The 17,351-nt window shown below is 65.2% G+C and carries 20 protein-coding genes; 11 read left to right on the top strand and 9 right to left on the bottom strand.

Going from position 1 to position 17,351, the window contains the following annotated elements; translation table 11 throughout:
- Positions 1-45: 45 nt before the first annotated feature.
- From ATC04_RS17440 to ATC04_RS17450, 3 genes are all read left to right on the top strand, one after another.
- On the top strand, positions 46-1,257 hold the full coding sequence (locus ATC04_RS17440; RefSeq protein WP_231736035.1) for an MFS transporter: 1,212 nt from the start codon (positions 46-48) through the stop codon (positions 1,255-1,257).
- Between the two features lie 242 nt (positions 1,258-1,499).
- Positions 1,500-2,114 (top strand): hypothetical protein, encoded by a 615-nt coding sequence (locus ATC04_RS17445; protein ID WP_047117672.1) that lies wholly within the window; start codon positions 1,500-1,502, stop codon positions 2,112-2,114.
- A gap of 5 nt (positions 2,115-2,119) precedes the next feature.
- Positions 2,120-3,139 (top strand): inorganic phosphate transporter, encoded by a 1,020-nt coding sequence (locus tag ATC04_RS17450; RefSeq protein WP_047117671.1) that lies wholly within the window; start codon positions 2,120-2,122, stop codon positions 3,137-3,139.
- A gap of 24 nt (positions 3,140-3,163) precedes the next feature.
- Here the strand turns inward: ATC04_RS17450 and ATC04_RS17455 are convergent, their stop codons facing one another.
- From ATC04_RS17455 to pstS, 6 genes are all read right to left on the bottom strand, one after another.
- Complete coding sequence (locus ATC04_RS17455; RefSeq protein ID WP_047117670.1) at positions 3,164-3,361, bottom strand: helix-turn-helix transcriptional regulator; 198 nt, start codon at positions 3,359-3,361, stop codon at positions 3,164-3,166.
- Positions 3,361-3,837: a hypothetical protein gene (locus tag ATC04_RS17460; RefSeq protein WP_052772149.1), complete on the bottom strand. Its 477-nt coding sequence runs from the start codon at positions 3,835-3,837 to the stop codon at positions 3,361-3,363. The genes ATC04_RS17455 and ATC04_RS17460 overlap by 1 nt, the downstream gene beginning before the upstream one ends.
- 204 nt (positions 3,838-4,041) lie before the next feature.
- Positions 4,042-4,821: a phosphate ABC transporter ATP-binding protein PstB gene (gene pstB, locus ATC04_RS17465; RefSeq protein WP_047117669.1), complete on the bottom strand. Its 780-nt coding sequence runs from the start codon at positions 4,819-4,821 to the stop codon at positions 4,042-4,044.
- 49 nt (positions 4,822-4,870) lie between these two features.
- The gene (pstA, locus tag ATC04_RS17470) at positions 4,871-6,004 is read right to left on the bottom strand and encodes a phosphate ABC transporter permease PstA (RefSeq protein WP_047117747.1); all 1,134 of its coding nucleotides are present in this window, start codon (positions 6,002-6,004) and stop codon (positions 4,871-4,873) included.
- An 8-nt stretch (positions 6,005-6,012) separates the two neighbouring features.
- Positions 6,013-6,948 carry a phosphate ABC transporter permease subunit PstC gene (pstC, locus tag ATC04_RS17475; protein WP_047117668.1) on the bottom strand — a complete coding sequence of 312 codons (936 nt, stop codon included), beginning with the start codon at positions 6,946-6,948 and terminating at the stop codon, positions 6,013-6,015.
- Positions 6,949-7,063: 115 nt separating this feature from the next.
- Complete coding sequence (pstS, locus tag ATC04_RS17480) at positions 7,064-8,182, bottom strand: phosphate ABC transporter substrate-binding protein PstS (RefSeq protein ID WP_047117667.1); 1,119 nt, start codon at positions 8,180-8,182, stop codon at positions 7,064-7,066.
- 216 nt (positions 8,183-8,398) lie between these two features.
- On the opposite strand from pstS, the gene ATC04_RS17485 reads away from it, so the two are divergent.
- The 3 genes from ATC04_RS17485 to disA are packed head-to-tail and all read left to right on the top strand — an operon-like array spanning position 8,399 to position 12,063.
- Complete coding sequence (locus ATC04_RS17485) at positions 8,399-9,541, top strand: FUSC family protein (RefSeq protein ID WP_047117666.1); 1,143 nt, start codon at positions 8,399-8,401, stop codon at positions 9,539-9,541.
- 20 nt (positions 9,542-9,561) lie between these two features.
- Positions 9,562-10,956 (top strand): DNA repair protein RadA, encoded by a 1,395-nt coding sequence (gene radA, locus ATC04_RS17490; RefSeq protein WP_047117665.1) that lies wholly within the window; start codon positions 9,562-9,564, stop codon positions 10,954-10,956.
- A 33-nt stretch (positions 10,957-10,989) separates the two neighbouring features.
- Entirely contained in the window at positions 10,990-12,063 is a 1,074-nt protein-coding gene (gene disA, locus ATC04_RS17495; protein ID WP_047117664.1) for a DNA integrity scanning diadenylate cyclase DisA, read from the top strand.
- Positions 12,064-12,082: 19 nt separating this feature from the next.
- Here the strand turns inward: disA and ATC04_RS17500 are convergent, their stop codons facing one another.
- Entirely contained in the window at positions 12,083-12,685 is a 603-nt protein-coding gene (locus ATC04_RS17500; RefSeq protein WP_047117663.1) for a hypothetical protein, read from the bottom strand.
- Between the two features lie 84 nt (positions 12,686-12,769).
- Here ATC04_RS17500 and ATC04_RS17505 point away from each other — a divergent pair, with 84 nt between their 5' ends.
- Positions 12,770-13,678 carry an A/G-specific adenine glycosylase gene (locus ATC04_RS17505; protein ID WP_047117662.1) on the top strand — a complete coding sequence of 303 codons (909 nt, stop codon included), beginning with the start codon at positions 12,770-12,772 and terminating at the stop codon, positions 13,676-13,678.
- A 52-nt stretch (positions 13,679-13,730) separates the two neighbouring features.
- Entirely contained in the window at positions 13,731-14,531 is an 801-nt protein-coding gene (locus ATC04_RS17510; protein ID WP_047117661.1) for a DUF1206 domain-containing protein, read from the top strand.
- A gap of 1 nt (position 14,532) precedes the next feature.
- On the opposite strand, the gene ATC04_RS17515 is transcribed toward ATC04_RS17510, so the two are convergent.
- The gene (locus ATC04_RS17515; RefSeq protein WP_047117660.1) at positions 14,533-15,039 is read right to left on the bottom strand and encodes an amino-acid N-acetyltransferase; all 507 of its coding nucleotides are present in this window, start codon (positions 15,037-15,039) and stop codon (positions 14,533-14,535) included.
- 131 nt (positions 15,040-15,170) lie between these two features.
- Between ATC04_RS17515 and ATC04_RS17520 the strand changes: the two genes are divergently transcribed.
- From ATC04_RS17520 to ATC04_RS17530, 3 genes are all read left to right on the top strand, one after another.
- Positions 15,171-15,929, top strand: a complete 759-nt coding sequence (locus tag ATC04_RS17520; RefSeq protein ID WP_231736037.1) for an MFS transporter — start codon at positions 15,171-15,173, stop codon at positions 15,927-15,929.
- Positions 15,930-16,007: 78 nt separating this feature from the next.
- The gene (locus ATC04_RS17525; RefSeq protein WP_047117659.1) at positions 16,008-16,292 is read left to right on the top strand and encodes a hypothetical protein; all 285 of its coding nucleotides are present in this window, start codon (positions 16,008-16,010) and stop codon (positions 16,290-16,292) included.
- 86 nt (positions 16,293-16,378) lie between these two features.
- Complete coding sequence (locus ATC04_RS17530; protein ID WP_047117658.1) at positions 16,379-16,954, top strand: hypothetical protein; 576 nt, start codon at positions 16,379-16,381, stop codon at positions 16,952-16,954.
- A gap of 56 nt (positions 16,955-17,010) precedes the next feature.
- On the opposite strand, the gene ATC04_RS17535 is transcribed toward ATC04_RS17530, so the two are convergent.
- Positions 17,011-17,349 (bottom strand): hypothetical protein, encoded by a 339-nt coding sequence (locus ATC04_RS17535; RefSeq protein WP_047117657.1) that lies wholly within the window; start codon positions 17,347-17,349, stop codon positions 17,011-17,013.
- Positions 17,350-17,351: the final 2 nt, after the last annotated feature.

Raw genomic sequence — 17,351 nt, forward strand, 5'->3', positions numbered from 1 at the left:
CCTTAGGATTGGGACGGCAGAATTCCTCAAGCGAAGGGCCGGTGCGTGGGCGCAAACAACAAGGCGGCATCCTCGGGCGCCATGCGCTGGCTCCTGGTGCTGATTGCCACCGCGCTGCTGTCCCAGACGGCCTTGAACGTAATCCGCCCGGTCACGACCTACAAGCTCATTGCGCTGGGTTCCGGTCCGGTGACGGTTGGCGCGGCCACGGCCGCCTTCGCGCTGCTGCCCTTGGTGACAGCGATTTCCATGGGCCGGCTCAGCTCCCGCATGCGCCAGATCCGCTACCTGATGCTGGGCGGCGTCGTCCTGCTGGCGCTCGGCGGCGCTGGCATCGCCCTGTCCCCCAACGCGCTGCTGGTCGCGGCCGCCAGCGCGGTGCTGGGCATGGGGCACCTGATGTTCACCATCGGCGGCCAGTCCTCCATCGCACGCTTTTTGCCCGACAGCGAACTGGATAAGGGATTCGGCTGGTTCACCGCCGCGTATTCCGCCGGCCAATTCCTCGGTCCGCTGGCCGCAGGCCTGATCCTGGGCACCGGCACCGCGGCCGACTCCCCAGAGCGCATCGCCAGCATCAGCCTGTCACTGTGGATCGGTGCCGGCTGCTCGCTGCTGGCGGCCCCGCTGCTGCTGGCCAATTTCCAGCCGTCGACCACCAAGAACACCGCTTCCGCGGCATCGGCCCGCCCCAAGACCTCCGCCTGGGCCATCCTGCGGGTGCGCGGCATGACCTCCCACATGCTCGCGGCGCTGACACTGCTGTCCATGCTGGACATCCTCACCGCCTTCCTGCCGCTGGTCGCCGAGCAACATAACGTCACACCTGTGGCAGTTGGTGTGCTCTTGGCCATCCGCGGCTGCGCCTCGGTGGTCTCGCGCCTGGTGATCCCGCAGCTATCCGCGCACTTCAGCCGCCCGGCCCTGCTCACCACCAGCTTGTACCTGGCGGCCGCCACCATCGCCATCGCGCCGTTCTTCATCGACTCGCTGTGGATCTCGGGCGCCGCGATGCTGGTCGGCGGTTTCTTCCTGGGACTTGGCCAGCCGCTGACCATGACCATGATCTCCACCTCGGTGGAACCGGCCGACCGGGGTGCCGCGCTGGCCCTCCGGCTCATGGGAAACCGGCTCGGACAAGTAGGTTTGCCGATTATCGCAAGTACCGTGGCGGCTGGCATGGGCCCTGCCGGGGCGATCTGGTTCTGCTGCGCGCTGCTGGGGATCAGCGGAATCGAGAAGTCGCTGCGGCGATAACGTGAGAAACGGCACGCCGTCGGGCAGGCGGTTGACAGCAAGCGCTTCAAGCGAGAAAACTAGGAGTCGGTGCCGGGCTGCTGGTAACCCCGGGCTCCAAAACTCTGCCGCCTAGAGCGGCCTTCCGCCGAGAGGCGTTCCCGGTCCGGCACCACCACAATTCTTGTGTTCACTTCAACGACGTAAACTGTTCTGCATTGGTACCTGCCCGCATGCCCTAGTCGAATGGTGCGCCGTACAAAGTGAAGTTCCAGATTTTTCCCTCAGCCTCTCGCGGCATTGAGCTGCTGCGCGACCTCGCCGCAACGATTCGACGCTCGGTCGCCAGCGTTTCCGAGATGATCGGCAACCCCGAGGGGCGCCCCCAGCAGCTGCGCGACCTGGCCGCGGCGGAGGCCGAGGCCTCCGACCTGGTCCACGCGGTGCTGACCCACCTGCGAACCAGCTACATCAGCCCCTTGCCCCGCGAGGACATGTACACGCTCTCGAGGCTGCTGCACGAAACCATGGAACAGCTGCGCGGCACCGGAGAGCTGATCATGAACATCGGCACCACCCCGCTTTCTGAGCGCTCCTCGGAGCAGCTTGAGCTCATCTCGCAGCTGGCCGACCTGGCCTCCGACTCCGTCCAGCACCTTGGCAACCTGGACGACCTGGAAGACAACTGGCTGCAGATGGTGCAGTCCTCCAAACGCGCGGCGAGGACCCACCTGGTGTGGGTGGATGAAATCGCGGGCTTCTCCAAGGCCAGCACCATCCACCGCCACCAGCGCGTGGCCGACCACCTGATGCTCACCGCCAACACCCTGCGCCAGTTCGCCGATCACCTGGGCCGCGTGCTGGTCAAGGAGTCCTAAGACCCATGACCGTTATTTCGTCCCTTACCGCCGTTGCGGTGGTCCTGACCCTGGGCTACGCCGTGCTCAATGGTTTCAGGGACGCCTCCACAGCGGTGGCCGCCGCGGTGCGCACCAGGGCGCTGACCCCGGTGGTGGCCGTCGTGGTGGCATCGTTCTTCGCCTTCCTCGGCACCATCGCCACCTCGGGATTGAGCACCGCGCTGGTCGACGCGCTGAACTTCAACGTCCCGGACGGCATCGACGGGCTGAAGCTGGTGATCTGCGGCCTGCTGACGGCCGGTGCCTGGGGGCTCTACTGCTGGTGGCGCGGCCTGCCCATGAGCTCGACCCATTCGCTGCTCTCCGCCCTGGTGGGCGCCAGCGGCGCCGCGGCCTTCATGGGGGATGCGTCGATGTCCGGGGCCTGGGCGCTGCTGGTTGGCTCGGTCCTGCTGCCGCTGCTGATCTCCCCGATCATCGCCTACACCCTGTCGTACCTGGTGGTGATCCCGGCGATGTGGCTGGTTCGGCACGACACCTCGCGCACCGTGAACGAGGTCTCGCGCGCCGGCCAGGCGGTCACCGCCTGCGCCTCGGCCCTGGGGCTGGGCCTGCAGGACGGCCAGCGCACCGGCGCGCTGATCGCGCTGGTGCTGATCACCGGGGACGCCATGGACCCAGGGCCGGTCACCTGGGCCATCCAGCTGTCCGCCGGCGCCGCGTTGTCCTTCGGCGTGCTGCTGGGCGGCTGGCGCATCACCCACACGCTGGGACGCCGCCTGGTGAACTTCGACCCGATGCGCGGAATGATCGCCCAGGGCGTCTCCGCCATCATGCTGTTCGTCGGCTCGCTGGTCTTCCATCTGCCGCTGTCCACCACCCAGACCGTCACCAGCGGCATCGTCGGCGCCGGCAAGAACCAGGCCTTCGAGTCGGTCTTCTGGCGCAATGTCGCCAGGGTGGCCTGGCACTGGGTACTGACGCCCGTGGTGTGCGTCTTCGGCGGCGCGGTGCTCACGCTGGCCATCAGCCCGCTGTTCTAGCGGTTTTCCCGGCGACTGGCCGGGCTAGTCCGGATCCGGCGTGAACAGGTCCTCGATGGGGCACCCGAACAGCGCGGCCAGCTTGAACGCCAGCGGCAACGAGGGGTCGTAGCGGCCCTTCTCCAAGGAGATGATGCTTTGGCGCGAGATCCCCAGCTCGTCGGCGAGCGCCTGCTGCGACAATCCCCTGTCCTTGCGCCGTTCGGCCAGTGAATTGCGCACTAGCCCTCAGCCCGCTTGCTCAGCTGCATCCGGATGCCGAAATCCACCATCGCCAGGACCACCAGGCCCGCGAGCACCAGGTGCAGCGGCCAGCGCAGCGTCAGGTCGATGGCGACCTCCAAGACGCTGAGCACAGCCGCGCCCGCACCCAGCAGCACCAGCATGTCGCGGAACACCCCTGCCGAAGCGCGTTCGCTCCAGCGGTATTCCACCGAGTCCTCGACGTTGCGCGGCGCGTCGCGCATGGTCCCGCGGTCAACCAGCAGCACCCAGAGCAGCGCGGAGAACGGGAGCCAGAAGCTGAACCCGAAGGCCAGCAGCGTGGCAAGGAACCGCTCCTCGGGCCCCGCGGCGGCAACGAGCGCGGCAACACCCAGCGCGGCGGCCAGGCCTCCTCCGAAGCTCAGCAAAAGCAGTGTGCGGGTGTTCCCGCCCGAACGCATGCGGCCCCAGGCCGACTTCTTGATCTCGGTCATCGCTCTTCCTCCTGTCGGTTCTTCCTCGTGGCATCAATCTATAGTTAAGCTTCCTTTACAGTCAAGGTTGCTTTACATCAAGGTTTAAAAACCAGCGGCGCACCTTTCGGTGCGCCGCTGGCGGTGATCCCCTCCAGGATCCCCGGAAGACCCCCCTTCCGGTTCACCTACCGGCCTGCTGACGGCAGGCGGTAGACGAAATCTTTATCCGAAGCGTCCTGAGACGTAGTCTTCGGTGGCCTTCTGCTCCGGGTTGGAGAAGATGGCGGCGGTGTCGTTGTACTCGATGAGCCTGCCCGGCTTGCCGGTGCCCGCGATGTTGAAGAAGGCGGTCTTGTCGCTGACGCGCGCGGCCTGCTGCATGTTGTGGGTCACGATCACCACGGTGTAGTCGTTCTTCAGCTCATTGATCAGGTCCTCGATGGCCAGGGTGGAGATCGGGTCCAGGGCGGAGCACGGCTCGTCCATCAGGATCACGTCGGGCTTCACCGCGATGGTGCGGGCGATGCACAGGCGCTGCTGCTGGCCGCCGGAGAGGCCCGAGCCCGGCTTGTCCAGGCGGTCCTTGACCTCGTTCCACAGGTTCGCGCCGCGCAGCGACTTCTCCACCAGCGCGTCGGCGTCGGACTTGGAGATCTTCTTGCCGTTCAGCTTCACGCCGGCCAGCACGTTGTCCTTGATGGACATGGTCGGGAACGGGTTCGGGCGCTGGAAGACCATGCCGATCTGGCTGCGCACGGTCACCGGGTCGACGCCCGGGCCGTACAGGTCGTCGCCGTCCAGCAGGACCTCGCCCTCGACGCGGCCGCCGGGGATGACCTCGTGCATGCGGTTCAGGGTGCGCAGGAAGGTGGACTTGCCGCAGCCCGACGGGCCGATGAAGGCGGTGACCGACTTCGGCTCGATGTTGATGGACACGCCCTCAACTGCGCGGAACTTGGAGTAGTAGACGTTCAGGTCGTTGACGTCGATGCGTTTTGCCATGGTGTTTATCCTTGAAAATTCTTGGGGTGTCGAGGGCCGGAGCGCTGGCTCAACGGCCCTTCTTTGGAGCGAAGAGCTTGGCGATCAGCCGGGCGGCCAGGTTCAGCGCCATGACCATGAGGATCAGCAGCAGGGCAGCTGCCCAGGCGCGCTGGATCGACGGGTCGACGTTGGTCGGGCTGGTCGGCGTCATGATCTGGTAGTAGATGAACGTGGGCAGCGTGGACATCCAGTTGGCGAACACGTTCAGGTTGATGTTGCTGGCGATGCCGGCGGTGACCAGGATCGGGGCGGTTTCGCCGATGACGCGGGCGATGGCCAGGGTCACGCCGGAGGCGATGCCGGAGATCGCGGTCGGGATGACCACCTTCAGGATGGTGCGCCAGCGGCGCACGCCCAGCGCGTAGGAAGCCTCGCGCAGCTCGTTCGGGACGATCTTGAGCATTTCCTCGGTGGAGCGGACCACCGTCGGGATCATCAGCACGCTCAAGGCGACGGCCGCGACGATGCCCATGCGCGAGTTCGGGCCCAGGATCAGGCCGAAGAAGGCGGCGGCGAACAGGCCTGCAACGATGGACGGGATGCCGGTCATCACGTCGACGAAGAAGGTGATGGCGCGGGCCAGCGGGCCGTTCTTGCCGTACTCGACCAGGTAGATGGCGGTGAGCATGCCCACCGGCACCGAGATCACGGTGGCCCACAGGGTGATCAGCAAGGTGCCCATCAGCGCGTGGTAGGCGCCGCCGAGCACCGGGGTGCCGTTTTCGACCGTCTGGTTGTCGACCGCGCCGGTCACGCCGTTCATGGAGCTGAACAGGAAGTGCATGTTCATGCCCGGCAGGCCCTTTTCCAGCACGGTGTAGAGCACCGAGGCCAGCGGGATCAGCGCCAGGATGAAGGAAGCGTAGATCAGGTAGGTCCAGGTCGCGTTCTTGCCGCGGCGCTTGCCCTCCACCACCGTGGTGGCCACCGAGGCGGCGATCAGGAAGATGACTGCGGAGTAGATGGCGAAACTCGCCACGTGGAAGCCGGTCAGCGTGGAGCCCGCCGCGCCGAGGATGATCGAGCCGCCGGCGATGGCCGGGATGGCCCACTTGGGCAGCTTGCCCTTGGCCAGCGAATTGCGCTTGCGGCTCGGAGGCGTTGGCTGCGTCGTGGTGTTGCTGCGTTCGGAAGTAGTCATGGCACTCATCAGTTGGCTCCGGAGAATTCCTTGTGGCGGGCGATGATTGCCCGGGCGATCATGTTCACGACCAGGGTGATCAGGAACAGGACCAGGCCGGCGGCGATGAGCTCGGCCAGACGCAGCCCGAAGGCCTCGGGGAAGTTCAGCGCGATCTCGGCGGCAATGGTCTGGTTGCCGGACTTGATCAGCGACGGGATGAGGTTGCCGGTGGAGAGCACCAGCGCCACTGCCATGGTCTCGCCCAGTGCGCGGCCCAGGCCGAGCATGGTGGCTGAGATGATGCCGGGGCGGGCGAAGGGCAGCACCGCGGTGGTGATCATTTCCCAGCGGGTGGCGCCCAGGGCCAGGGCGGCTTCCTCATGCAGCTTCGGGGTCTGCAGGAAGATTTCGCGCGACAGCGAGGTGATGATTGGCAGCACCATCACTGCCAGCACGATGCCGGCGGTGAGCATGGTCTTGCCGGTCTGGCTGGCGGGGCCTTCGAAGATCGGGATGAAGCCCAGGTTGGTGGCCAGCCAGTCGTAGCCGGGAACCAGCGCCGGGGCCAGCACCATGTAGCCCCAGGCGCCGTAGATGACCGACGGGATGGCGGCCAGCAAATCGATCACGTAGCCCAGCGGGCCGGCGATGCGGCGCGGGGCCAGGTGCGAGATGAACAGCGCCACGCCCAGTCCGACCGGGGTGGCGATCAGCAGGGCGATGGCCGCTGCGACGACGGTTCCGACGATGATCGGAGCGATGTAGGAGAAGAAGCCGGCGCCGCCGGAAATATCGGCCGGATCGGCCAAGAACGTCGGCAGGGCCTGGATGAGCAGGAAGACCGCCACCGCGAACAGGGTGATCAGGATCAGTACACCGGCGCCGAGCGCGGCGCCTGAGAAGATCTTGTCCCCGGCGCGGCCGGAAGTCGATGACTTGCTCGTCAAAGCATTGGTAGTCATTGGCTTAAGCCTTTACGGATATTGGAGGGGTGTTGCAGCTTGCGCTGCGGGGGTGGAGGGGGTTTGGTGTGGGCGGTTGCCCGCCCACACCGGATGCCGGTTTCCCGGCGGGGTGCTACTTGGCGACGGTGATGGAATCGATGGCAGCCGCTGCCTTCTCTTCCATGCTCGCCGACAGCGGGGCGTTGCCGGCCGATTCCGAAGCGGTCTTCTGGCCGTCGGCCGAGACGACGTAGTTGCCGAAGGCCTTCACCAGGTCAACGGTCGCCTGGTCCTTGTAGGTGGTGCAGAAGATGTGGTACGAGAGCAGCACGATCGGGTAGGTGCCGGCCTCGGTGGTGTCGCGCTCCAGGTCCAGGGCCAGGTCGTTCTTGGCGGCTCCCTCGACCGGGGTCGCGGTCTCCAGGGCCTTGGCTGCGGCCTCGGAGGAAATCTTGGTGTACTCGTCGCCGACCTTGACGTTCACGGTGGACAGGTCGCCCACCGCGGAGAAGTCGGCGTAGGTGATGGCGCCGTCGGTCGAGCCGGCCGTGGAGACCACGCCGGAAGTGCCCTTGGCGTTCTCCGACTGGATGTCCGATGGCCAGTCGCCGGAGACGTCGTAGGTCCACACGTCGCCTGCGGCGGCCTTCAGGTACTCCACGAAGTTCTCGGTGGTGCCGGACTCGTCATTGCGGTGCACCACGGTGATCGCGGTGTCCGGCAGGGTGGCGTCCGGGTTCTGCTTGGCGATGGCCTCATCGTTCCAGGTGGTGATCTCCTTCTTGAAGATCTTGGCGATGGTGGCCGCGTCGAGGTTCAGCTCCTTCACGCCATCCAGGTTGAAGGCCACGGCGATCGGGGAAACGTAGGCCGGGACGTTGAATGCGCCGTCCGGGCCGCAGACCTGCTTGGCCTCTTCTGCCTCTTCAGGCTTCAGGTAGGCGTCCGAACCGGCGAACTGCGCGCCGCCGGCCAGGAAGGCCTTGCGGCCGGCGCCCGAGCCGTCCGGCGAGTACTGGACGTTGGCCTGCGGGTTTTCGGCCTTGAAGCCGGTGATCCAGGCTTCCATGGCCGACTTCTGGCTCGACGCGCCGATGCCGGTCAGGGTGCCGGTGACTTCGGCGTTGGCGGCCGGGGCTTCGCCCGATGCCGACGCGCCGGCGCCGGTCGGGTTGTCCGAACCGCAAGCGGTCAGCGCGAGAGCTGCGACGGAAAGAACAGCAGCTGCACTGCCAAGACGATTGAGCTTCACGAGAGTTACTCCCCATAAGAGTCGGTAGATAAGAATCTGAACCTTCAGCGGTCATTTGTCCCGCTTCACTTACGAGGCTAAGGAGCCAAAGTAACCAGATCCCCCAGCGAAGGTGAACGAAAGGTTAACAACGCCTTTAACTTGCAGTGATCCTGATCACCGCATCTGCTGTGTCTCTGCCCCGGGAGCCTGCGCGGCTCATGAAAGACTAGGCTCATGGCCACCGCTCGCACCTCCGGCAGCAATCGCCGAGACCTCGTGAACTTCCTGGCGCGGCGCAACGCCGCCGGGCTGGCCCGCGCCGGGAACTCCCTGCCGCGGATCATCCGCATGACCCTCGGCGCGGTCGGCGCCTATTGGGTGGCCGACACGATGCTGGGGCATACCCAGCCGATCTTCGCGGCGACCAGCGCACTGATCTCGCTGGGCTTCGGCGGGGCGACCACCATCCGCCGCACCGCCGAGGTGGCGCTCGGGTGCACCCTGGGCGTGGCCCTGGGCGATACGCTGATGCACCTGCTCGGGCAGGGCATCTGGCAGGCGGCGGTGGTGATGTCGCTGAGCCTGGTGGTGGCCCGATATCTGGACTCGGGCCCGATCTTCTCCACCCAGCTGGGTATGCAGTCGGCGCTGGTGGTGCTGCTGCCGATCAGCGTGGACGGGCCGTTCTCCAGGTCCCTGGACGCGTTGACCGGTTCGGTGCTGGCGTTGCTGATCATCATCCTGTGGCCCTCGGACCCGCGCCGCACCCCGGTGGCAGCGCTCTCGGAACTGTTCAAGGAGCTCTCCGAGGCGATGCTCGAATGCTCCTGGGCGATCCGGGATGACGACCGCCGGGCGGCGTTCCACGCGCTGATCAAGGCCCGCGCCACCCAAAAGCACCTGGACCAGCTGCCCGGAGCGTTCAGGGCGGCCCAGGAAATCGCGATGCTCTCCCCGGCCGGGCGGCGGCACCGCGAGGAGCTCACCCGGCTCTCCGAACGCTTCAACCACTACGACTGGGCCGCCCGCAACGCCCGCGTTTTCGCCCGCAGGCTTTCCTCGGTGCTGAGCAACAGCGCGCTGACCCCGGAAGGATCCGCCAGCCTGGCGCCGCTGCTGCGCGAGATCTCCGAAGGTATCAATGCGCTGGCCCACTCGGTGCGCGAGCCGAATCTGGCCGGTCAGCGCAAGTTCGAGAAGGGCGCCCGCAGCCAGCTGGAGGCCGCCGCCGCGCAGCTCGACCCGCGGGCGCTGGGTGTCGAGGGCCTGCAGGGCGAAGGACTGGTGCTGCTGCTGCGCCCGATGCTGGTGGATCTGCTGGAAGCCGCCGGACGCGACCACGAGGCCGCCATCGAGGTGCTGCCCAAGTTGTCCTAGCCGGTCGCTAGCATTAACCCATGGCCAAAACTTCCACGCGCAGCAAATCCACCGCGAGCTACAAGTGCTCCGAATGCGGCTGGACCACGGTTAAATGGGTGGGACGCTGCGGCGAATGCCAGGCCTGGGGCACCGTGGAAGAGGTCGGTGTGGTCTCCGCGCGCACCGCCCCCGCGGCAAAGGTCGCGCATCCGGCCAAGCCCATTGCCCAGATCGACGGCTCCGAAGCCGCCTTCCGCCCCAGCGGGGTCTCGGAACTTGACCGCGTGCTGGGCGGCGGCCTGGTGCCAGCCGCGGCCATCCTGCTGGCCGGGGAGCCCGGGGTCGGGAAGTCCACGCTGCTGCTGGACGTCGCAGCCAAGGCGGCCCACACCGGGCTGAAGGTGCTCTACCTGACCGGCGAGGAATCCGCAGCGCAGGTGAAGTCCCGCGCCGAGCGCATCAATGCCGTCGCGGACAACCTCTATCTGGCGGCCGAAACCGACCTCTCGCTGGCGCTGGGCCAGATCCAGGAGATCAACCCGCAGCTGCTCATCCTCGACTCGGTGCAGACCTTCTCCTCCGCAGAGGTCGACGGCGCAGCCGGCGGCGTCTCCCAGGTGCGCGAGGTGGCGGCCTCCATCATCAACTCGGCCAAGACCCGCGGCATGACCACCATCATGGTCGGGCACGTGACCAAGGAAGGCTCGGTGGCGGGTCCGCGCCTGCTGGAACACCTGGTTGACGTGGTGTGCCAGTTCGACGGAGAGAAGCATTCCCGCCTGCGCATACTTCGCGCATTGAAGAACCGCTACGGGGCAACGGACGAGGTCGGCTGCTTCGACCTGAACGAGGACGGCATCGAATCGCTGACCGACCCCTCCAAGCTCTTCGTCACCCGCACCCGGAACCCGGTTCCGGGGACCTGCATCACGGTCACGCTGGAAGGCCGGCGGCCGCTGGTCGCCGAGGTGCAGACCCTGCTCTCGCGCGGCAGCGGGCCAGCCCCGCGGCGTGCCACCAGCGGGCTGGATGCGGCGCGCGCCCAGATGGTGGTCGCGGTGCTGCAGGCCCGCGCCCACATGGACCTGTCCTCCATGGATTCATACATCGCCACGGTCGGCGGGGTGAAGATCAGCGAGCCGGCCGCGGATCTGTCCTGCGCGCTGGCACTGGCCTCCTCGCTGAATGAGTTCCCGCTGCCGCAGGACTTCGTCGCCTTCGGCGAGGTGGGGCTGGCCGGCGAGGTCCGCCAGGTTCCGGAAATCGCGCGGCGCATCACCGAGGCCCAGCGTCTGGGCTTCTCCTTCGCCATGGCCCCGGCGACACCCGAGCCGCTGAAGAACATCCCGGACGGCATCCGCGTTTTCCAGGTGGAGAACATTGCCCAGGCACTGGATATCGCGTTCAACCAGAGGCAGAAGCCCACACGATAAAATGGGAGCTGCTGCCCGTTGAAAGGACGCACGTTGAAATCGCATCCCGCCCCCGAACTACTCTCCACCCTGGCCCGGATCGCCCCGGGCACCGAGCTGGCCCAAGGACTGGAACGCATCCAGCGCGGGCGCACCGGCGCGCTGATCGTGCTGGGGCACGACAAGGAGGTCGAATCCATCTGCTCGGGCGGTTTCCGGATCAACACGGACTACACCCCCACCCGACTGCGCGAGCTGGCCAAGATGGACGGCGCGATCATCCTCGACGCTTCGGCCCGACAGATCCTGCAGGCCGGGGTGCAGCTGATGCCGGATGCGGCCATCGAGACCCAGGAATCGGGCACCCGCCACCGCACCGCTGAACGCGTCGCGGTGCAGACCGGTTTCCCGGTGATTTCGGTGTCGCAGTCGATGCAGACCATTACCCTCTACGCCGCCGGCGAGCGCCATGTGCTCGAGCCGGCCGAACGCCTGCTGGCGCGCGGCAACCAGGCGATTGCCACCCTCGAACGCTACCGCCACCGGCTCGACCAGGTGACCAGCGCGTTGTCCGCCGCGGAGATCGAGGACACCGCCACGGTGCGCGAGGTGCTGGCGGTGCTGCAACGCACTGAGATGCTGCGCCGCACCAGCGAAGAAATTTCCCGTTCAGTGCTCGAGCTCGGCGCGGACGGCCGCCTGCTGGCCTCCCAGCACACCGAGCTGCTGGCCGGCATCCAGGTGGACAACCAGCTGCTGCTGCGCGACTACTCCCACGCCGAGGGGCAGGAACTGGACATCGAGGCGGCGCTGGAGAAGCTGCACGAGATTTCCGATGCCCAGCTGATCGAGCCCGAGGCGCTGACCAAGATCCTGTTCCCGAATTCGACAGCAGACCAGGAAGATACGCTCACCCCCAAGGGGTACCGCCTGCTGTCGCAGATCCGCACGGTGCCCAAGGCCATCGGCGAGCGCCTGGTTGCGTCCTTCGACAACCTGCAGCTGCTCATGGCCGCGTCGACCAGCCAGCTGATGGAGATCGAGGGCGTGGGCGAGCAGCGTGCCCGCTCGATCCGCGAGGGACTTGCGCGCATGGCCGAGTCCTCGCTGCTTGACCGCTACATCTAGGCGCGCGCCGGGCGGTCGGCTACTTGAGCACGAATGTCGTCGGGTCGCTGGTCATCTCGCCGATCGCCGCGGTGAACTTGTAGGTTCCCGGCAGCGGTTTGGCGTTGACCGCCTTGCAGCCCGGGGCGGAGCGGTTGCGGTTCCAGGTGAACTTCGCGCTTTCCTTCTGCCCGGCGGCAAAAGCCAGCACGACGTCTTCGCCGTTGCTCAGGCAGTCGACCGTGGAAAAGATCCTGTCCGAGCCGCTGGAAATCAGGAATTCCTGCTGGCTGGTGCCGACATTCAGCTCGCAGTCGCGCTTGGACGTGTTTTCGATTCCCAGGGTGAGCACCGGGTCCTCTTCCGAGGCGTAGGACTGCTTGTCGGTGGATGCCGTAATGGTGATTTCCCCGGCCTTGCAGGCGTTGGATTCCGTTTCCCCGGAGGGCTCGGAGGCATTGGGCGAAGCTTCGACAGGGGTCGGGTTCGCCCCCTTGGGTTCGTCGTCTGCGCCGAACATTCCGACGACCGCGGTGACGCCCCAGACGATGAGTCCGACAAGCACGAGAGCCAAAACAGCCACGGTGATGCGCCGGCGCCGATAGACGCGGGCCGATGGCTTGCCCCCGGATGTGTTGCTCATGGCTTAAGGCTAGTTCATTGCACGCCCGCACCGTGTGATATCCAGCGGTTCTGCACCGTGAATCAGCTGACTTAGAGTGGATGGGTGCAGCAAATTCACGAGAAGATCAATCACTGGTACCTGAACAACCAACGCGACCTGCCATGGCGCCGCCCCGGGGTCACCGGGTGGGAAGTCATGGTCAGTGAATTCATGTTGCAGCAGACTCCGGTGGTGCGGGTGCTTCCGGTCTGGGAAGAGTGGATGGAACGCTGGCCAACTCCGGAAGATCTGGCGGCCGAACCGCTGTCCGAGGCATTGAAAGCCTGGGGCAGGCTCGGGTATCCGCGCCGCGCCCAGCGGCTGCATGCCGCGGCGGTTGAGATCACCACCGAATACAACGGCCAGGTGCCGCAGACCGAAGCCGAACTGCGGGCGCTGCCCGGAGTGGGAGACTACACCGCAGCTGCCATCGCCTGCTTCGCCTTCGGCGAGCCTACCGTGGTGGTTGATACGAACATCCGCCGCGTCCAGGCCAGGGTGTTCGGCGGCATGGCATTGCCCGAACCCAACCCCCGCGCCAGCGAGTTCGCCCGGGCCCGCGAGGTGCAGCCGGACGACCGCCGGGAGGCGAACCTCTGGAACATATCCGTCATGGAGCTCGGCGCGCTGGTCTGTACCGCACGCAGCCCCAAGTGCGAGCTGTGCCCGGTCTTCGATGACTGCGCCTGGATCACTGCAGGAAGGCCGGAACCGCACTACACCCCCAAGGGGCAGGCCTGGCACGGCACGGACCGCCAGGTGCGCGGGGCCATCATGGCAATCCTGCGCGAGCACGAAGATCCGGTGCCGGAGACGACGTTCCTGGCGGATCTTTCTGCGCAAACCCACGCGATGTATGTCGCTTTGGGCAAGCTCGAATCCCCGCTGGAGCAGCGCGAGCGGGCGCTGGCGGGATTGCTCAAGGACGGCTTGGCGGTTGCCGACCCGGAAGGCGTCAGGCTCCCCTCCTGAGCGATGGCCGAAAGCCTGTGCCAGAATACGGATGCGCCCCTAAGCTAGGGTCATGGACATTTCTTCTGCTGCCGGCAAGGCACGCCAGACGGCCCGGAACCCATGGTTCCAACGCGCGGCGCGGCTCGGCTACGTGGCCAATGCGGTGCTGCACGCGACGCTCGGTTTTCTTGCCTTGGTGCTGGCCCGGGGTGGCAGCGCCGAAGCCGACCAGAGCGGGGCGCTGCAGACGCTGGCCGGGCAACCCTGGGGGATCGTGCTCCTGTGGGTCTGCGCGATCGGAGCTGCCCTGCTGGGCCTCTGGTCCCTCGCACAGGCAGCGCTGCCCCAATCCAAAGCGTTCAGAAGGCTTAAATCCGCGGGCACCGGAATAGTTTTCCTCGGGCTCAGCGGGGCATTTTTGCAATTCGCTCTCGGCAACCAGAGCGATTCGGGGCAGACCACCAGCTCCTTCAGCGCCATGCTGATGCGCTCCACCGCAGGCCGCGGAGCCTTGATCGCCTTGGGAGTGGTGCTGATCGGGGTCGGCGGCTATTTCGTATACCGCGGAATAACCCGCGGATTCCTGAAGGACCTGCAGACCACCGGCCATCGCGCCTTGCGCAAGGCGATTACGGTCTCGGGCGTCGTTGGCTATCCGGCCAAGGGCCTGGTGCTGGCAGCGGCGGGTCTGCTGTTCATCGTTTCCACAGTGCAGGGCGATCCCGAGGAATCGACGGGTATCGACGGGGCGTTGAAGGCTCTGGGCGAGCAGCAGTTCGGCCCCTTTGCGCTGGTACTCGTCGGCGCGGGCCTGCTGTCCTATGCGCTGTTTCTGGTCTTCCGTTCCCGGTTCGACACCATGGAGGATTGAGCTAGAGGGAAATAATCATCCGGGTGTTGCCCAGCGTATTCGGCTTGACCCTAGCCAAGTCCAGAAATTCGGCCACACCCTCGTCGCGGGACAACAGAATTTCCTGGTACACCGACGGGTCCACGGCACTCTGGTCGGCCATGACGCTGAAGCCCTGGCGCTCGAAGAACTTCACCTCGAAGGTCAGGCAGAAGACACGGTGCACCCCTACCTGGCGTGCCCTCTGGAGCAGCTCCTTAAGCAGTACGTGCCCCACGCCCTTGCCACGCAGATCTGCGGAGGTGGCCAAGGTCCTGATCTCTGCAATGTCTTCCCAGATCACGTGAAGACCGCCGCAACCGACTACGTTCCCGTCTGCGTCTTCAGCGACCACGAATTCCTGGATGGACTCGTAGTAGGTCACCGCTTCCTTGTCCAGCAGAATGCGCTCCTCGGCCAGTGGTCGCACGAGGTTCCGGATTGCAGGGACATCGGTGGTCTTCGCTGAACGGACGGTAAAAGTATTCACCTTTCAAATCCTATGCCCGCAGGATCATGGATTCGAGCTTCGCGGCCGATATGTCACGGAGCGCACCGTGCCACGTGACCTGTGCCAAACTTGGTGTCGGTGATGACTACCGGCTGAAGTGAAGGATGAGAATGTCGCAGAGCACAGCTCGCCCGGGAATGGGGCTGCTATCCATCCTTCTTGCAGCGGTTGGCATCGCCCCGCTGCTGAACTACGGACTCAGTGCCACCAGCGACCTGGTCATCAGGGATCTGGGCATCAGCGAGACCCAGTTCGGGTTGCTCGCCACCGTGTGCTTCGGCTGCGCAGCCATCGGCAACGTGGCGTTCGGCCAGTTCGCCGATCGGCAACCCGATATCCGGCTGCTCCTGCTGGTCTTCGGCATGGCCGCGCTGGCCATGGGCTTTGCCGCGCTGCCGGCGGGGTACGCCTTCCTGCTGGTTGCTTCCGGCATCTCGGGCTTCGCCCAGTCATTTCCCAACGGGGTCACCAACCGCATTCTCGCCCAGCGGGTGCCGAAGGACCAACGCATCGCCTGGACTGGCATCAAGCAGTCCGGCGTCCAGGTGTCCCAGCTGATCGGCAGCGTGGGTTTCCCTATGCTCGCTGCGGTCATCGGCTGGCACGGCGCGTCGCTGATTGGCGCCGTGGTCGCCGCGTTGCTGGGCGTTCTTGCCATCAAGGTGGTCTCGGCGGTCCCGCTGCTGCAGGCTCCGGCGCCCGCGGCGCCCCGCTCGGTGTCCGGACAGGCGGCCAGCCCGGATACCGCCTCTACCCGCTTCATCGTTTTCGCGCTGGCCCTCTTCGGCTTCATCAACGGCATCGGCGTCCAAGCGACGAATGTCCTTTGTCGTAAACCCCAACGGCGTTTATGCCGCATCATTTACTAGCATTCCGCCGGTCGCCGGTAGTGTAAGAACCATTCATCTCACTTGCGGCCGCTGTGCCACAGTCTCACCGGAGGATCCATGGACGACATCAAGTCACCAGGAATGACCCTACTCAAAATTGCTGGCTGGCTGCTCGGCGGCGGATTGCTCATCCTTTTGCTATCCATGCTCATGAACATCACTACACAAATGTATGTCCAAGCCGCGTTCTTGCTCGGCGCCCTTCCCTTTGGTGTCCTCTTTGGAATCGTTGGTCTCATCATGCACCTTAACTTCCGCACGAAAATGCAGATCATGAAATCCGAACGCGAGTGGTCTGGTCGATATGGTTCGGAAGAGCCTCCAGCCGGTAACTCGCTATGATCCCATCACAATTAGATGGCACAGCGCCGCCTTGTCACTGCGCAGACCCGAGTTTGATCAGCTCATTTTCGGGTGTCGATTTACTCATGGATTCACTGGCCATCGTCATCCCAGCGTTGATCGCGATCGCCGCGGTATTCATTGGTGCTGGCTTGCAGCGTCTTGGCACCATACTTTCTGAACGACGGCTACTGGTTGGGCAACTTGAAGGTCTCGCCGTTGCCGTCATGGAATACGGTGATGCGGTCTCAGCACTACGAGATCCCCAGCACCGGACCTTGTACGAAAACCCAAGTCAAGAAGCTATCGACTACCGCATGCGCGCCTACAGCACCAACTATCGAGTCCGCGAAATAATGAGCGCCCTCAACGGAAACTGCAATTCACTCGGCCGGAAATCTGGCTTGGTCATTCTGGCCAAGGCACAGGACCTAGAAGACGCCATCCTCGAAATCTGCAAGGCCATGTTCGACGTTAATCTCGTCGCGCGCCATCTTCCACGAGGTCTCCCTCAAGTCGACCCGTTCTCATCGCAAACCGTCATCGATAAACTCGACATGGTCGACGAGAGAGTGGACGCTACTGAACAAGCGAGGAAAAACTTGCTTGAAGCAGCTGGAAACTCGTATCGAGTCGCATCTTTCAAGCGAGACCGCAAATAGTCTCCCTTAACCACGAGAACCGCCCCACCCTCGTAATGAGGGTGGGGCGGTTCTGTTTATTCGCTGGTGCCGTCCGAGTCGATCACAACGTCAATCGGCAACGGTTCTTTTTCGACGCCGGTGCCGAGACCGATCTTCGCAAGGAAGCCCTGCGCGTTGGCCAGCGCCATGAGCCGGGTGATCAGAGTGGCAAGGGCAACGAGGAACGCTACCGCAGCGGTGAGCCACGCCGCCCACGATTCAGGCAGGTAGTCGCCCATTACCTCTTGCAGGATCGGCAGGGCAGCCGCAAGGAACGCAATCGCTGCGAGAAGGTAAGCCACAGCTGTGCGGGCGGTCGCTTGCCATGGATGCGCCACCTGAGTCGGGACGCCGGTTGCAATGTGCTTTGCCATGA

It is taken from the genome of Arthrobacter sp. YC-RL1 (assembly GCF_001454985.1).
Classification (GTDB): domain Bacteria; phylum Actinomycetota; class Actinomycetes; order Actinomycetales; family Micrococcaceae; genus Glutamicibacter; species Glutamicibacter soli.

What these genes read in the sequence shown, in the direction of transcription:
- ATC04_RS17450 (WP_047117671.1), top strand. Translation starts at nt 2,120, where the DNA reads ATGACCGTTATTTCGTCCCTTACCGCCGTTGCGGTGGTCCTGACCCTG.
- ATC04_RS17460 (WP_052772149.1), bottom strand. Translation starts at nt 3,837, where the DNA reads ATGACCGAGATCAAGAAGTCGGCCTGGGGCCGCATGCGTTCGGGCGGG.
- pstB (WP_047117669.1), bottom strand. Translation starts at nt 4,821, where the DNA reads ATGGCAAAACGCATCGACGTCAACGACCTGAACGTCTACTACTCCAAG.
- pstA (WP_047117747.1), bottom strand. Translation starts at nt 6,004, where the DNA reads ATGACTACTTCCGAACGCAGCAACACCACGACGCAGCCAACGCCTCCG.
- pstC (WP_047117668.1), bottom strand. Translation starts at nt 6,948, where the DNA reads ATGACTACCAATGCTTTGACGAGCAAGTCATCGACTTCCGGCCGCGCC.
- ATC04_RS17485 (WP_047117666.1), top strand. Translation starts at nt 8,399, where the DNA reads ATGGCCACCGCTCGCACCTCCGGCAGCAATCGCCGAGACCTCGTGAAC.
- radA (WP_047117665.1), top strand. Translation starts at nt 9,562, where the DNA reads ATGGCCAAAACTTCCACGCGCAGCAAATCCACCGCGAGCTACAAGTGC.
- ATC04_RS17500 (WP_047117663.1), bottom strand. Translation starts at nt 12,685, where the DNA reads ATGAGCAACACATCCGGGGGCAAGCCATCGGCCCGCGTCTATCGGCGC.
- ATC04_RS17510 (WP_047117661.1), top strand. Translation starts at nt 13,731, where the DNA reads ATGGACATTTCTTCTGCTGCCGGCAAGGCACGCCAGACGGCCCGGAAC.
- ATC04_RS17520 (WP_231736037.1), top strand. Translation starts at nt 15,171, where the DNA reads ATGTCGCAGAGCACAGCTCGCCCGGGAATGGGGCTGCTATCCATCCTT.
- ATC04_RS17525 (WP_047117659.1), top strand. Translation starts at nt 16,008, where the DNA reads ATGGACGACATCAAGTCACCAGGAATGACCCTACTCAAAATTGCTGGC.
- ATC04_RS17530 (WP_047117658.1), top strand. Translation starts at nt 16,379, where the DNA reads ATGGATTCACTGGCCATCGTCATCCCAGCGTTGATCGCGATCGCCGCG.
- ATC04_RS17535 (WP_047117657.1), bottom strand. Translation starts at nt 17,349, where the DNA reads ATGGCAAAGCACATTGCAACCGGCGTCCCGACTCAGGTGGCGCATCCA.